At 63.3% G+C, this 12,337-nt stretch carries 15 protein-coding genes; 10 read left to right on the plus strand and 5 right to left on the minus strand.

Going from position 1 to position 12,337, the window contains the following annotated elements:
* Nucleotides 1–46 precede the first annotated feature (46 nt).
* The gene (locus FJ959_RS28850) at nt 47–481 is read right to left on the minus strand and encodes an NUDIX domain-containing protein (RefSeq protein WP_140494548.1); all 435 of its coding nucleotides are present in this window, start codon (nt 479–481) and stop codon (nt 47–49) included.
* A 123-nt stretch (nt 482–604) separates the two neighbouring features.
* On the opposite strand from FJ959_RS28850, the gene FJ959_RS28855 reads away from it, so the two are divergent.
* Nucleotides 605–1,381, plus strand: coding sequence for an SOS response-associated peptidase (locus FJ959_RS28855; RefSeq protein WP_140565025.1), 777 nt, complete (start codon nt 605–607; stop codon nt 1,379–1,381).
* A 65-nt stretch (nt 1,382–1,446) separates the two neighbouring features.
* Here the strand turns inward: FJ959_RS28855 and FJ959_RS28860 are convergent, their stop codons facing one another.
* Complete coding sequence (locus tag FJ959_RS28860) at nt 1,447–1,602, minus strand: hypothetical protein (RefSeq protein ID WP_140494544.1); 156 nt, start codon at nt 1,600–1,602, stop codon at nt 1,447–1,449.
* Nucleotides 1,603–2,018: 416 nt separating this feature from the next.
* Here FJ959_RS28860 and cysS point away from each other — a divergent pair, with 416 nt between their 5' ends.
* From cysS to rarD, 8 genes are all read left to right on the plus strand, one after another.
* Nucleotides 2,019–3,467: a cysteine--tRNA ligase gene (gene cysS, locus FJ959_RS28865; protein WP_140633378.1), complete on the plus strand. Its 1,449-nt coding sequence runs from the start codon at nt 2,019–2,021 to the stop codon at nt 3,465–3,467.
* Between the two features lie 256 nt (nt 3,468–3,723).
* Nucleotides 3,724–4,080 carry an endonuclease domain-containing protein gene (locus tag FJ959_RS28875; protein WP_140633464.1) on the plus strand — a complete coding sequence of 119 codons (357 nt, stop codon included), beginning with the start codon at nt 3,724–3,726 and terminating at the stop codon, nt 4,078–4,080.
* On the plus strand, nt 4,077–4,463 hold the full coding sequence (locus FJ959_RS28880; protein WP_140555781.1) for a VOC family protein: 387 nt from the start codon (nt 4,077–4,079) through the stop codon (nt 4,461–4,463). Before FJ959_RS28875 ends, FJ959_RS28880 begins: the two co-directional genes overlap by 4 nt.
* 6 nt (nt 4,464–4,469) lie before the next feature.
* On the plus strand, nt 4,470–4,961 hold the full coding sequence (locus FJ959_RS28885) for a GFA family protein (RefSeq protein WP_140633381.1): 492 nt from the start codon (nt 4,470–4,472) through the stop codon (nt 4,959–4,961).
* Entirely contained in the window at nt 4,958–5,434 is a 477-nt protein-coding gene (locus FJ959_RS28890; protein WP_140633383.1) for a GFA family protein, read from the plus strand. The genes FJ959_RS28885 and FJ959_RS28890 overlap by 4 nt, the downstream gene beginning before the upstream one ends.
* Nucleotides 5,431–6,390: a prolyl aminopeptidase gene (pip, locus tag FJ959_RS28895; RefSeq protein ID WP_140633386.1), complete on the plus strand. Its 960-nt coding sequence runs from the start codon at nt 5,431–5,433 to the stop codon at nt 6,388–6,390. The genes FJ959_RS28890 and pip overlap by 4 nt, the downstream gene beginning before the upstream one ends.
* Nucleotides 6,391–6,577: 187 nt before the next feature.
* The gene (gene cimA / locus FJ959_RS28900) at nt 6,578–8,194 is read left to right on the plus strand and encodes a citramalate synthase (RefSeq protein WP_140494530.1); all 1,617 of its coding nucleotides are present in this window, start codon (nt 6,578–6,580) and stop codon (nt 8,192–8,194) included.
* 83 nt (nt 8,195–8,277) lie between these two features.
* Nucleotides 8,278–9,204 (plus strand): EamA family transporter RarD, encoded by a 927-nt coding sequence (gene rarD, locus FJ959_RS28905; RefSeq protein WP_140494526.1) that lies wholly within the window; start codon nt 8,278–8,280, stop codon nt 9,202–9,204.
* On the opposite strand, the gene FJ959_RS28910 is transcribed toward rarD, so the two are convergent.
* Both FJ959_RS28910 and FJ959_RS28915 read right to left on the minus strand, forming a co-directional pair.
* The gene (locus FJ959_RS28910) at nt 9,182–10,180 is read right to left on the minus strand and encodes a transporter (RefSeq protein WP_140494524.1); all 999 of its coding nucleotides are present in this window, start codon (nt 10,178–10,180) and stop codon (nt 9,182–9,184) included. The two genes, rarD and FJ959_RS28910, sit on opposite strands and share 23 nt — an antisense overlap.
* 177 nt (nt 10,181–10,357) lie before the next feature.
* Entirely contained in the window at nt 10,358–10,648 is a 291-nt protein-coding gene (locus FJ959_RS28915; RefSeq protein WP_140555775.1) for a muconolactone Delta-isomerase family protein, read from the minus strand.
* Between the two features lie 119 nt (nt 10,649–10,767).
* Here FJ959_RS28915 and FJ959_RS28920 point away from each other — a divergent pair, with 119 nt between their 5' ends.
* Nucleotides 10,768–11,664: a LysR substrate-binding domain-containing protein gene (locus FJ959_RS28920; protein WP_140633388.1), complete on the plus strand. Its 897-nt coding sequence runs from the start codon at nt 10,768–10,770 to the stop codon at nt 11,662–11,664.
* Nucleotides 11,665–11,709: 45 nt separating this feature from the next.
* Here the strand turns inward: FJ959_RS28920 and FJ959_RS28925 are convergent, their stop codons facing one another.
* Nucleotides 11,710–12,321, minus strand: coding sequence for a TIGR00730 family Rossman fold protein (locus FJ959_RS28925; RefSeq protein WP_140517827.1), 612 nt, complete (start codon nt 12,319–12,321; stop codon nt 11,710–11,712).
* Between the last annotated feature and the right edge of the window lie 16 nt (nt 12,322–12,337).

A 12,337-nucleotide genomic window follows, 5' to 3' on the forward strand; every position in this document is an offset into this window, starting at 1 on the left:
ACAATTTGCCGCCTGCAAGGCGATTGTGCCGGGCGAATTCCGGATTTCAGGGTCGCTCAGGGGTTTGCGACGGCCGTCCGAGCAGTTCCTCGGCGACCGCGAGCACCGAACCGGCAAGCGGCAGATCAGCCATTTCGGCCAGCGTGTAGAAGGCGGCGGTCTCGGCGTCGTCGCTGGCCACGGCCTCGCCCCCGGCATGGGCCGCACCGAATACCGTCAGCAGGTAATCGACCGGATGCCCGTCGAGCGTGCCGTCGATGAGGATTTCGCGCAGCCGTCGGTAGTTTTCGGCCTGCAATTGCGTCTCCTCCAGCAATTCGCGCCGTGCCGCCTGTTCCAGCGTCTCACCGGCTTCGACCTTGCCGCCCGGGAATGCATAGAACCCTTGCGAGGGTTGTCGCGCCCGCTTGACCAGAAGCACGGCGTCGCCGCGCACAACGGCGACCGAGACCGCGGGAATGACTTTTCGCACTTCGTCCATGGATATCCGATCGCCCTGATTTACGGCAGCCTGTTGTGGACCGGCCGACGCCGGACAGCTTTAACGGTTGCAGTGCAGCTGTTCCATCGCCACTTTCGAAACCGGACATCAGGACCAATAGACATGTGCGGACGTTTTGCCTTGACCGCGACACCGGACCAGACAGCCGCTTTCCTCGGGCTGGCGGAGGTGGAGCAGTTTCCTACGCGCTACAATATAGCGCCGACGCAGCCGGTGCTGATGGCGATCTCAGGCCCGCCGCGGGCGCCGGGTTCCAACCTGCCGGACCGCCGGCCGATGCTGGTGCGCTGGGGCCTGATCCCCGCCTGGGTAAAGGATGTCGGCGAATTTCCGCTGCTGTTCAACGCACGCTCCGAAGGCGTGATCGAAAAGGCCTCGTTCAAAGCCGCCATGCGCCATCGCCGGGCGCTGGTGCCGGCATCAGGTTTTTACGAATGGCGCCAGGCGCGGCCCGGAGAGGCGGGCGGCAGGAAGGGGCAGCCTTACTGGATCAGGCCGCGGCATGGCGAGTTGGTCGCCTTTGCCGGGCTGGTTGAAACCTATGCGGAACCGGGCGGCTCGGAGTTGGACACCGGCGCCATTCTGACGGTCGAGGCCAATGCCGACATCGCGCATATCCATGACCGCATGCCCGTGGTGATCGCACCTGAAGACTTCACCCGCTGGCTCGATTGCCGCGGACTTGAGCCGCGCGACGTCGCCGACCTGTTGCGGCCGGCGCAACGCGACTTCTTCGAAGCGATTCCGGTCTCCGACCTCGTCAACAAGGTCGCCAACACCGGGCCGGAGATTCAGGAGAAGGGGGAGATCGGGCCCGAGCCCGAGAAGGTCAAGCGCCGGAAACCCGGCGCGGACGACAGTCAGATGACGCTGTTTTAGCAGGAACTCTGTTCGAGGTGCGGTTTGGCGCCTCGTTCCGACCCTTGGGCCGATCGCGCACTGCTTCAGGCAGCGCGGGGCGATACGATTTTCTGCACCGGCTTTTTCTTCTTCGCGGTGTGGAGCAGGGCGGCGACGATCGCGGCCGGGCCGATTGCGCGATAATGGTTTGCCAGCGCTGGTTGCTTGGCGCGGTTGGCTTCCTGCTTGCTTCGAGGCATGTGTCTCTTCCCAGATAACGTTTCCGTGTCTGCGTTTGGCGGCCGAATCCGACCAAATCGTGACGCAGGTTGATCTAGCCGGCGTATGTTTCATGACTGTGCCGACATGTTTAATAAAATGTTTCAGTGGCTGATTCCGTGTGATCGGGCGACGCATTTGCCAGTTCTGGCGTCGTTTTTCTCGGGATAAGCGACTTGACGGCAACACTGGCCAAGGCGATAAAGCCGCCTATGAAAACGTCTTTCGCCATTTGTGGCATTTGCATTATTGGCTAGCTTCGCGCTGGTCCGGACGTTTTCGCCTCATCTTCCCCTAGATTGGACAAACGCCCCGGCCAGCAGGCTGGAGTCCGTTTTGCGCCTCGGCGCGGAGCTGGCTTCATCCAGGCAAAAGTTCTGAACCGGAAAGGCATGGAATGTCTGACGCACCGAAGGGCCTGCGCCTCTACAACACGCTGACGCGCGCGAAGCAGGATTTCGTCCCGATCGACGCGCTGAACGTGCGCATGTATGTCTGCGGTCCGACCGTCTACGACTTCGCCCATATCGGCAATGCCAGGCCCGTAATCGTCTTCGACGTGCTGTTCCGGCTGCTGCGCCATCTCTATGGCGAGACGCACGTCACCTATGTGCGCAACATCACGGATGTCGACGATAAGATCAACGCACGCGCGCTGCGCGATTTCGGCGGCGAGATATCAGCCGGCGGACTGTCGCTCAACGAGGCGATAAGGCGGGTGACGGAGAAGACCGCGGGCCAATTTCACAAGGACGTCGCGACGCTCGGCTGCCTGGAGCCAACAGTCGAGCCGCGCGCCACCGAGTTCGTCGAGCCCCGCGCCGACGGCAAGGCAGACATGATCACCTTGATTCAAAGCCTGGTCAAACGCGGCCATGCCTATGTTGCCGCAGGCGAAGTGCTGTTCGACACCGCTTCGATGCCCGACTACGGCCAGTTGTCGAAGCGAAATCTCGACGAGCAGCAGGCGGGTGCTCGCGTTGCAGTCGAGGCGCACAAGAAGAATCCTGGCGACTTCGTGTTGTGGAAGTTGTCGTCCCCGGAGGAGCCGGGCTGGCAGAGCCCATGGGGCAGGGGCCGGCCGGGCTGGCACATCGAATGCTCGGCCATGTCCGCCGCCTATCTGGGCGAGGTCTTCGATATTCATGGCGGCGGTCTCGACCTGATCTTCCCGCACCACGAGAACGAGATCGCCCAGTCACGCTGCGCGCACGGCACCGATGTGATGGCCAACATCTGGATGCACAACGGCTTCCTGCAGGTCGAAGGGCAGAAGATGTCGAAGAGCCTCGGCAATTTTTACTCGATCAACGAGCTGCTGGAGACCGAAACGTTCGGCGGCCGCAAATGGCCCGGCGAGGTGCTCAGGCTGGCTATGCTGATGACCCATTATCGCGAACCGATCGACTTTTCCGTGCGCAAGCTCGAGGAAGCGGAGAACACGCTGCGCAAGTGGAAACGCGCGGCCGATCTGGCGCCGGCGGTCGGGCAATTGCCGGACGAGGTCGTGCAGGCGTTGTCGGATGATCTCGCCACCTACGCCGCCTTCCAGGTTTTGACCCAGTTGGCCGGCGAGGCGGTCGACTTCAGCGGCGATGGCGAAAACGCCGCAGCGGCCTCGCTGAAGGGTGCGCTTGCCTTCCTGGGTTTCGATGTCGGGGCGGCCAAGGTCGACGAGGCCGCGGTCGCCAAGGCGATCGCCAGGCGCCTGGAATTGATCGCCGCCAAGAGCTGGGTCGAAGCCGACCGCATCCGCGACGAGTTGTTGGCGCAAGGCGTGCAGTTGAAGGACGGCAAGGACCCGGTCACGGGCGCGCGTGTGACAACGTGGGAGGTGAAGCGGTGAGGGCGACTGTTCTTGTGGCGGGAATGGAGAGGTTGGCGCGAAGCACCCCCCTCTGTCCTGCCGGACATCTCCCCCTCAAGGGGGGAGATTGGATATCACCGAGGCTTTCGCCAATCGCTGACGTTGGAGGTTGGGTACCGTCAGCGAAACTGCCGATCTCCCCCCTTGAGGGGGAGATGTCCGGCAGGACAGAGGGAGGCGCCTCGCCGTGATCCATTATCGTGTGTCTCCTGTCAATCGAGGCAATGCGCGCAAGATGCGCAAGGCTATGACCGACGCCGAACTGAAGCTTTGGAATGAGATACGCGCACACCGACTCATGGGGCTGGCGTTTCGACGTCAAATGCCAATAGCGGGCTACATCGTCGATTTTGCTTGCCCTAACAGGAAGCTGATCGTTGAGCTGGATGGTTCTCAGCACGCCTCTCATGAGGTCTCGGCGTCTGACGCCGCACGAACAGCCAAGCTCACAGCGCTCGGCTGGACCACCCTGCGCTTCTGGAACGATGACGTGATCCGCGATATCGACAATGTCTGTCAGCACATCGTGATTGCGGCCGGCCTGGCTGGCGCGGAAGTGCCGGAACCAGCAACGGAGGAGTTCGTTCCATGATCGACCATCTCGGCATCGACGTTGCCGACTTTGACGCTTCGAAGGCTTTCTATGACAAGGCGATGGCGCCGCTTGGCGCCTCGCTGCTCTATATGGTGCCGCTGGAATACACCGGCGGCGCCAAGGTCGGTGGCTACGGCCGCGATCGGCCGGTGTTCTGGCTCCAGGAAGGCAAGGAGGGGCAAAAGGCCCGCCAGCACGTTGCCTTCACCGCGCGCAGCCGCGCCGAGGTTGATGCTTTCCATGCTGCCGCTCTCGCCGCCGGCGGCAAGGACAATGGCGGGCCGGGCCTGCGCCCGCACTATCATGCGGACTACTATGGCGCCTTCGTCTTCGATCCCGACGGTAACAATGTCGAGGCCGTCTGCCATGATGCGGAGTGACCTGCCATGAGCCTCGACAACCGGCCGATCTACACCGGCGGCTGCCAGTGCGGCGCCGTGCGCTTTCGCGTCGAGGGCGCACTCGGCGATGCCTCGGTCTGCCATTGCCGCATGTGCCAGAAGGCGAGCGGCAATTTCTACCTTCCGCTGGTCTCGGTGCGCGGCGCCAAGGTGGACTGGACGCGCGGCGAGCCCAAGCGCTTCCGCTCGTCGAACGCTGCCTGGCGCGGCTTCTGCGCCGAATGCGGAACGCCGCTGACGTTCGAGGCGCCGGACGGCATGGCGCTGGCGATTGCGGCCTTCGACGATCCGGCTGATATCGCGCCGACCATCCAGTGGGGCACGGAGGCAAAGCTGCCTTACGTCGATTCCATTCCAGAATTGCCGGGCGAGGATACGATGGCGGACATGGGTTCAGCCCCCTATCTGGCAGAGCTTGTCTCCTACCAGCATCCCGACCACGACACCGAGCAATGGCCGCTGGAGAAAACATCATGAGCGAGACCATTCGAACCGGCGGCTGCCAGTGCGGCGCCGTGCGCTTCCGCATCAAAGGCAAGCTTGGACGCCCGTCCATCTGCCACTGTCGCATGTGCCAGAAACAGTTCGGTTCCTTTTTCGGCGCCCTGGTGACAGCGCCGAAGGACGGCGTCGAATGGACCAGTGAGGAGCCGAGCTATTTCCAGTCCTCGGTCAACATCGATCGCGGTTTCTGCGCCCGCTGCGGCACGCCGCTGACCTACCGCCAGCCCGGCGGCCTGGAGATCGCCATCGGCGCCTTCGACGATCGCTCCGACCTGGCGCCGCAGATCCAGGTCAATTACGCCGGGCGGCTGCCTTGGGTGGAGACGATCTTCGACCAGCCCGTCCACCAGGACCCGGACTATTACGCTAGGCAGGAGGAGATCATCTCCTTCCAGCATCCCGACCATGAAACGACGGACTGGCCGTCCAAAGGTTTGCAACTATGAGCTCTGAACTGCGCACGCTTTATCCCGAGATCGAAGCTTTCGAGAGCGGTATGCTCGACGTCGGCGACGGCCACCAGGTCTATTGGGAACGCTCCGGCACCAAAGGCGCCAAGCCGGCGGTGTTCCTGCATGGCGGGCCGGGCGGCACCATCTCGCCAAAGCATCGGCGGCTGTTCGATCCCGATCTCTACGACGTCATCCTGTTCGACCAGCGCGGTTGCGGCAAGTCGACGCCGAATGCCTCGCTGGAGGCCAACACCACGTGGCACCTGGTCGCCGATATCGAGCGCTTGCGCGAAATAGCCGGCTTCGACAAATGGCTGGTCTTCGGCGGTTCCTGGGGTTCGACGCTGGCGCTCGCCTACGCCGAGACGCACCCGCAACGCGTCAGTGAGCTCGTCGTGCGGGGCATATATACGCTGACCCGCCCCGAACTCGAATGGTACTATCAGTTCGGCGTCTCCGAGATGTTTCCCGACAAGTGGGAGCGCTTCCTGGCGCCGATCCCCGAGGCCGAGCGCGGCGACATGATGGCCGCCTATCGCAAGCGGCTGGTGGGGTCCGACAGAAACGCGCAGATCGAGGCGGCCCGCGCCTGGAGCCTGTGGGAAGGCGAGACGATCACGCTTTTGCCCGAGCCGGAGACCAGCGGACCGTTTGGTGAGGACGACTACGCCGTCGCCTTCGCCCGCATAGAGAACCACTACTTCGTCCATGCCGGTTGGCTGGAGGAGGGACAGTTGCTGCGCGATGCCTGGAAGTTGAAGGACATTCCCGGCACCATCGTCCACGGCCGCTACGACATGCCGTGCCCGGCACGCTACGCCTGGGCGCTGCACAAGGCCTGGCCGAAGGCGGATTTTCACCTGATCGAGGGTGCCGGCCATGCCTATTCCGAGCCAGGGATATTGGACCGGCTGATCCGGGCGACGGATGGGTTTGTGGGGAAAAACTGATGTCGGCGCTCACCCCCCTCTGGCCTGCCGGCCATCTCCCCCTCAAGGGGGGAGATTGGCCATCACCTGGGGTTTCGCAAATTTTCAGCGCCGCAGGTGATGGCGGGACATTCGAACTGCCGATCTCCCCCCTTGAGGGGGAGATGTCCGGTAGGACAGAGGGGGGCGTTCAAGCGCCCACAGGACGATGAAAAAGCAACGCCTCTACCTCTTCGACACAACACTTCGCGATGGCCAGCAGACGCCCGGTATCGACTTCTCGGTCGAGGACAAGATCGCCATCGCCAAGCTGCTCGACGAATTCGGCCTCGACTATGTCGAGGGCGGTTACCCCGGCGCCAACCCGACCGACACGGCCTTCTTTAGGGAGAAGCGCACCGCGCAGGCAAAGTTCGTCGCCTTCGGCATGACCAAGCGGGCGGGGGTGTCGGCTTCCAACGATCCTGGGCTTGCCGCACTCGTCCAGTCGCGGTCGGACGCCATCTGCTTTGTCGCCAAGAGCTGGGACTATCATGTCCGTGTGGCGCTCGGCTGCACCAATGAGGAGAATCTGGAGTCCATCAAGGCCTCGGTGGAAGCCGCCATTGCCGCGGGGAAGGAGGCGATGGTCGATTGCGAGCATTTCTTCGACGGGTTCAAGGCCAATTCGGATTATGCGCTGGCGTGCGCCAAGACCGCTTATGATGCCGGCGCGCGCTGGGTGGTGCTGTGCGACACCAATGGCGGCACGCAGCCCTCGGAACTACGCGCAACCGTCGAAAGGGTCGTCGCCGCGGGCATTCCCGGCGACCATCTCGGCATCCATGCCCATGATGACACCGGCCAGGCGGTGGCGAATTCGCTGGCCGCGGTCGAAGCGGGCGTGCGCCAGATCCAGGGCACGCTGAACGGCATTGGCGAACGCTGCGGCAACGCCAATCTGATCTCCATCGTGCCGACGCTGGCGTTGAAGCCGGCCTTCGCCGACCGTTTCGAGACGGGGATTTCCGCCGAGGCGCTTACCGGCATTTCGCGCTTGTCGCGCGCCTTCGACGAACTCTTGAACCGCGCTCCGGAGGCGCAGGCGCCCTATGTAGGCGCTTCCGCCTTCGCCACCAAGGCCGGCATCCACGCTTCGGCGCTCGCCAAGGAACCTGCGACCTACGAGCATGTGCCGCCGGAAGCGGTTGGCAACCGCCGCCGCGTCATGGTTTCCGACCAGGGCGGCAAGGCCAATTTCCTGGCCGAGCTGAAGCGGCGCGGCATCGATGTGCCGAAGGACGATCACCGGCTCGACGCATTGATATCGGTGGTCAAGGAGCGTGAGGCCTCCGGCTATGCCTATGAGGGCGCCGACGCCTCCTTCGAGCTTCTGGCACGCAAGATGCTGCACGGTTTGCCCGAGTTCTTCCATGTCACCTCGTTCCGCTGCATGATCGAACGCCGCTTCGATGCCAATGGCCAGTTGAAGACGGTGTCGGAGGCGGTGGTCAAGGTGCTGGTCGAGGGCGAGGAGAAGATGTCGGTGGCCGAGGGGCACGGCCCCGTCAATGCGCTCGACATCGCACTGCGCAAGGATCTCGGCAAATACCAGGGCGAAATCGCCGATCTGGAACTCGCCGACTTCAAGGTGCGTATCCTCAATGGCGGCACCGAGGCGATCACTCGCGTTCTGATCGAATCGCATGATGCGACCGGTGCCCGCTGGTGGACGGTCGGCGTTTCCGAAAACATCATCGACGCCTCGTTCCAGGCGCTGATGGATTCCATCATCTACAAGCTGATGAAGAACCGGGACATGGCGGGTCTGGTGGCGGCGGAGTAAGTTTGAACCATCAGCGAAAGTCCATTGATCCATCAGAACTTTGCGATGGTCTTGCCAAGGTTACTGGGCCATAGCGTTGGGCCATGGCCGCTGAAGCAATTACCCAGGACGCAGTTTCAAAAGCCCGCCGCGGCTTCCTGCTGGCGCTGGGTGCCTATTTCTTGTGGGGTTTGCTGCCTTTCTACATGAAAGCGGTTGCGCACCTGCCGCTTGCCGAGGTGATTGCCCACCGCATCGTCTGGTCGGTGCCGATCGCCGCCGCGGTTCTGGTCTGGGCCGGCCGCACGGCGGATTTCAAGGCGGCAATCCGTTCGCCCCGCACGATCGCCATGGCGGCGCTGACGGCGGCGCTGATCTCGGTCAATTGGGGCGTCTACGTCTGGGCGATCGCCGTCGACCGCACCGTAGAAACCGCCCTTGGCTATTACATCAATCCCCTGGTCAGCGTCGTGGTCGGCGCCCTGCTGCTCGGCGAGCGGCTCGATCGGCTGCAGATCGCGGCCGTGGTGCTTGCGGCGATCGCGGTCGCCGTGCTGACGATCGAGGCTGGCAAGTTGCCATGGGTATCGCTGGCGCTGGCCTTTTCCTTCGCCGCCTACGGTTTTTTCCGCAAGACGCTGCCGATCGGCCCCAGCCAGGGTTTTCTGCTCGAAGTGCTTCTGTTGTCGGTGCCGGCCTTGGGTTATATCGCCTGGCTGATCGCCACCGGACAGGACCATTTCGTTTCCGGCAACGGCGTCGATGCGGCGTTGCTGGCCGGTTGCGGGCCGGTGACCGCGGTGCCGCTGCTGCTGTTCGCATTCGGCGCCAGGCTTTTGCGTCTCTCCACCATAGGTATCATGCAATATATTGCGCCGACCATTGTGTTCCTGATCGCCGTGCTGATCTTCAAAGAGCCGTTCGACACCACCCAGGCTGTCGCCTTTGCCCTGATCTGGGCGGCGCTGGCCATGTATTCCTGGTCGATGCTGGCGACGGCGCGCCGGGCTACATCTGCCCGAGCCGCCTGACGAAGAGATAGGTCGCTCCGGCGATCAGCATCGAAACCGCAGTCACCACCCAGAAGCCTATCGGCGTGTTGACCAGCGGCAAGCCGCCGACATTCATGCCGAACAGGCCCGAGATGATCGTCATTGGCAACAGCACCGCGGTCATCACCGACAGCACGTAGAGCAGCCGGTTCGACTGCGTCGTCAGCTTGGCCATCAGCTCGTCCTGCAACAGCCTGGCGCGCGCCTGCAACTGCTCGCCATCATAGTGCAGCGTCTGCGCGCGGTGCGAAAGCCGTGCTGCCATGTCGTTGATCGAATCGGGCAGGTCGTTGCGGTGCGAATGGTCGAGATGGCGAAACAGATTGGTCAGGGTCGCCATCTGCCGGTGAATCACCACCAGGTGCCGGCGCGCATCGACGAGCGCCTGCCGCTCATTGTGCCATGCGTCGCAGACGATGCGGTCCTCGATGCCGTCGAGACTGTCGCCAAGTGCAGCGAGTTCCACCGCCATGCCGTCGAACGACTGGCCCACGACCGCCTCGATCAGCTCGGCCGGCGAGCGAAACTTGCGCGAGCCGTTCTCGATCGCCTTGCGGATATTGTCGACCGACTGCAAGGGCTGCTTGCGGGCGCCGACCAGCATGGTGTCGTTGAGGGCGAAACGGAAATGGCCGAGCCCGCCGGCTTCCGCCGAATAGTCGTGACGCAGGTCCGGCAGGTCGCCGTAGAGCCAGTCATCCTCGAGGTCGATGTGACAGCCATGGCTGGCGGACAGGAAGGCCTCGCGCACTGGCGCCGGCAGGGCCTGTTCGGCGGCGATCTCGTGGCGTGCGCGCATGTCGGAAAGCTGGTAGCTGCGCCACGTCCATTGCGCGCCGGCGGCATCCTTGGTGCGCAGGCCGTCGGCGGTGAAATGATAGATGAAGAACAGCCCATGCTCGTCTGGCAGGTAGGGCGACAGGTCGGCGCCTTCCGGGGCGAGAGCAGTATCCATGGTGTAGTGCCGGATGCATATTTCGAGCATCGCACCGCTTGGCGGCGCGTGATTGCAACATCTAGCATGGGCGGCGGGGTTTCGTGTGACGGTTCCTTGACAGCCGATCACACTCTCTCGAGCGGCCGCGTCAGTGCGGCGGCGCCTTTCGCCGCCACCGCATTGCGACTGCCACACTTAGCGCTTCGGACCGAAACCGGGATAAGGGTTCAGCGGCACGATTGCGGCAATGTCCATCATGCCGGCCTTGACCAGCGGCAAGCTGCCGAGATGACTGCGCACGTCGGCATCGCTGGCCGCCTCGAACATCATGCCGCTCCCGGGAATGTCGCCACGGTTCCAGACCTGGCGAACCGCGCCCTGGGCATAGAGCGTGCGCCGCTGCTCGGCCTCGCCGGGCAGCAGCGGCGCGAAATCGGCATCGGTAAACTTTTCGGTGTTGCGGGTGAGAAGGGCAAAGAACTGCATGTCGGTCTCCTGTTTGTCAGCGGTTGATGACAGCAGGTATCGCGCTGAGTGGTCAGACTGTCAAAAACCGATTAGGCTAAAGTTGAGACCTTTGGGGACTGGATGCCGCGAAGCAAAAAATGTTCGACTTGCGCCAGATCAGATATTTCGTCGCAGTCGCGGAAACCGGCAATGTCGGTCGCGCCGCCGAACTGCTGCATATTTCGCAGTCGCCGCTGAGCCGGCAGATCATGCAGCTTGAACAGCAGCTTGGCGTGATCCTGTTCGAACGGGTAAAACAGCGCGTCCATCTCAATGCCGAGGGCCGCGCCTTTCTCGCCGAGGCCCGCGCGCTGCTGTCGAACGCGCGCCGGCTGGAGGAACTTGGTCGAAACCTTGCCAGCGGGTCTGTCGGGCGTCTTGCCATCGGTTATGTCGAAGGCGCCGTGCATTCCGGGCTTGTCGCCGCGATGCTGCGCCAATTCCGCCGCGACCGGCCGGATTTTCATCTCCAGTTGAGAAGCCTGCGCTCGGCGGCGCAGATCGAGGAACTGCGGCAGCGGTCGTTGGATCTGGGCCTGGTCTATTCGCCGCCCGCCGCAGACGATCCCGATATCGCCAGCACGCCGCTGCGCCACGAGCCGCTGGTGCTGGCGATGCCCGAAGACGATCCGCTCGCCGAAGTGGCCGATATCCAGCCGCACTATCTCGACGGCCGCGTCTGGATCACCGTCGTGCGCCAGCCCGACGACACCAATCGCGGCCAGTTCCTGGCCGCCTGCGCCAAGGCGGGTTTCCTGCCCGATATCGCCTATGAGACGGCGGACCCGTTGACCTCGCTCGGCCTTGTCAGCGCCGGGCTCGGCCTTGCCACCGTGCAGGCGAGCCTGCGCACCGCATCGCCGGCCGGGATCCTGTTTCGGGACCTGCCATGGTTCGAGCGCAAGGTCTCGATCCATCTCGCCTGGCGGCGCCAGGATCGGCGGGCGGTAATCGATGATCTGCGGCTGGCCGGCAGTAGGGCAGTAGGGCAGTAGGGCAGTAGGGCAGTAGGGCAGTAGGTTCTGTCTTCAGCTACTGCCTTACATCTTGTCTATCACCGACTGCACGCCCTCCGTCGGCGCATCGACCGAGGAGCCTGCCACCATGATGGCGGCGACGATTGCCTCGGGGTCATTGACGACCAGCGGCTTGACCCGCTGTGCGGTGTGAATGAAGCCTTCGGTTGCCATATGGTCGATAAGCGCCAGCATCGGATCCCAGAATCCGCCGACATTGCCGAAGACGATCGGCTTTCGGTGATGGCCAAGTTGCGCCCAGGTCATGACCTCGACGATCTCCTCGACTGTGCCGATGCCGCCCGGCAGCGCCACAAAGGCGTCGGATTTCTCGAACATCTTATGTTTGCGCTCGTGCATGTTTTCGGTGATCACGAGCTCGTCGAGCCGGTCTAGCGCGGTTTCGGTTGCTTCCCTGTTGATCAGGAAGCGGGGAATGATGCCGGTGACCTTGCCGCCGGCCTTGAGCGCGCCTTCAGCGACGGCGCCCATGATACCTTTGGTGCCGCCGCCATAGATCAGCCTGAGGCCGGAGCGCGCAAGCGATCGCCCGAGCAGGTGACCAGCCTTGACATAGGTTTCATCACGGCCCGGAGACGAGCCGCAATACACGCAGACGGATCGAATCGTATTCATGCCGATGATTGGTGAT

The sequence above is a fragment of the Mesorhizobium sp. B2-2-4 genome (assembly GCF_006442375.1).
Taxonomy (GTDB): Bacteria; Pseudomonadota; Alphaproteobacteria; order Rhizobiales; family Rhizobiaceae; genus Mesorhizobium.

What these genes read in the sequence shown, in the direction of transcription:
- FJ959_RS28850 (WP_140494548.1), bottom strand. Translation starts at nt 481, where the DNA reads ATGGACGAAGTGCGAAAAGTCATTCCCGCGGTCTCGGTCGCCGTTGTG.
- FJ959_RS28855 (WP_140565025.1), top strand. Translation starts at nt 605, where the DNA reads ATGTGCGGACGTTTTGCCTTGACCGCGACACCGGACCAGACAGCCGCT.
- FJ959_RS28860 (WP_140494544.1), bottom strand. Translation starts at nt 1,602, where the DNA reads ATGCCTCGAAGCAAGCAGGAAGCCAACCGCGCCAAGCAACCAGCGCTG.
- cysS (WP_140633378.1), top strand. Translation starts at nt 2,019, where the DNA reads ATGTCTGACGCACCGAAGGGCCTGCGCCTCTACAACACGCTGACGCGC.
- FJ959_RS28875 (WP_140633464.1), top strand. Translation starts at nt 3,724, where the DNA reads ATGCGCAAGGCTATGACCGACGCCGAACTGAAGCTTTGGAATGAGATA.
- FJ959_RS28880 (WP_140555781.1), top strand. Translation starts at nt 4,077, where the DNA reads ATGATCGACCATCTCGGCATCGACGTTGCCGACTTTGACGCTTCGAAG.
- FJ959_RS28885 (WP_140633381.1), top strand. Translation starts at nt 4,470, where the DNA reads ATGAGCCTCGACAACCGGCCGATCTACACCGGCGGCTGCCAGTGCGGC.
- FJ959_RS28890 (WP_140633383.1), top strand. Translation starts at nt 4,958, where the DNA reads ATGAGCGAGACCATTCGAACCGGCGGCTGCCAGTGCGGCGCCGTGCGC.
- pip (WP_140633386.1), top strand. Translation starts at nt 5,431, where the DNA reads ATGAGCTCTGAACTGCGCACGCTTTATCCCGAGATCGAAGCTTTCGAG.
- cimA (WP_140494530.1), top strand. Translation starts at nt 6,578, where the DNA reads ATGAAAAAGCAACGCCTCTACCTCTTCGACACAACACTTCGCGATGGC.
- rarD (WP_140494526.1), top strand. Translation starts at nt 8,278, where the DNA reads ATGGCCGCTGAAGCAATTACCCAGGACGCAGTTTCAAAAGCCCGCCGC.
- FJ959_RS28910 (WP_140494524.1), bottom strand. Translation starts at nt 10,180, where the DNA reads ATGGATACTGCTCTCGCCCCGGAAGGCGCCGACCTGTCGCCCTACCTG.
- FJ959_RS28915 (WP_140555775.1), bottom strand. Translation starts at nt 10,648, where the DNA reads ATGCAGTTCTTTGCCCTTCTCACCCGCAACACCGAAAAGTTTACCGAT.
- FJ959_RS28920 (WP_140633388.1), top strand. Translation starts at nt 10,768, where the DNA reads ATGTTCGACTTGCGCCAGATCAGATATTTCGTCGCAGTCGCGGAAACC.
- FJ959_RS28925 (WP_140517827.1), bottom strand. Translation starts at nt 12,321, where the DNA reads ATGAATACGATTCGATCCGTCTGCGTGTATTGCGGCTCGTCTCCGGGC.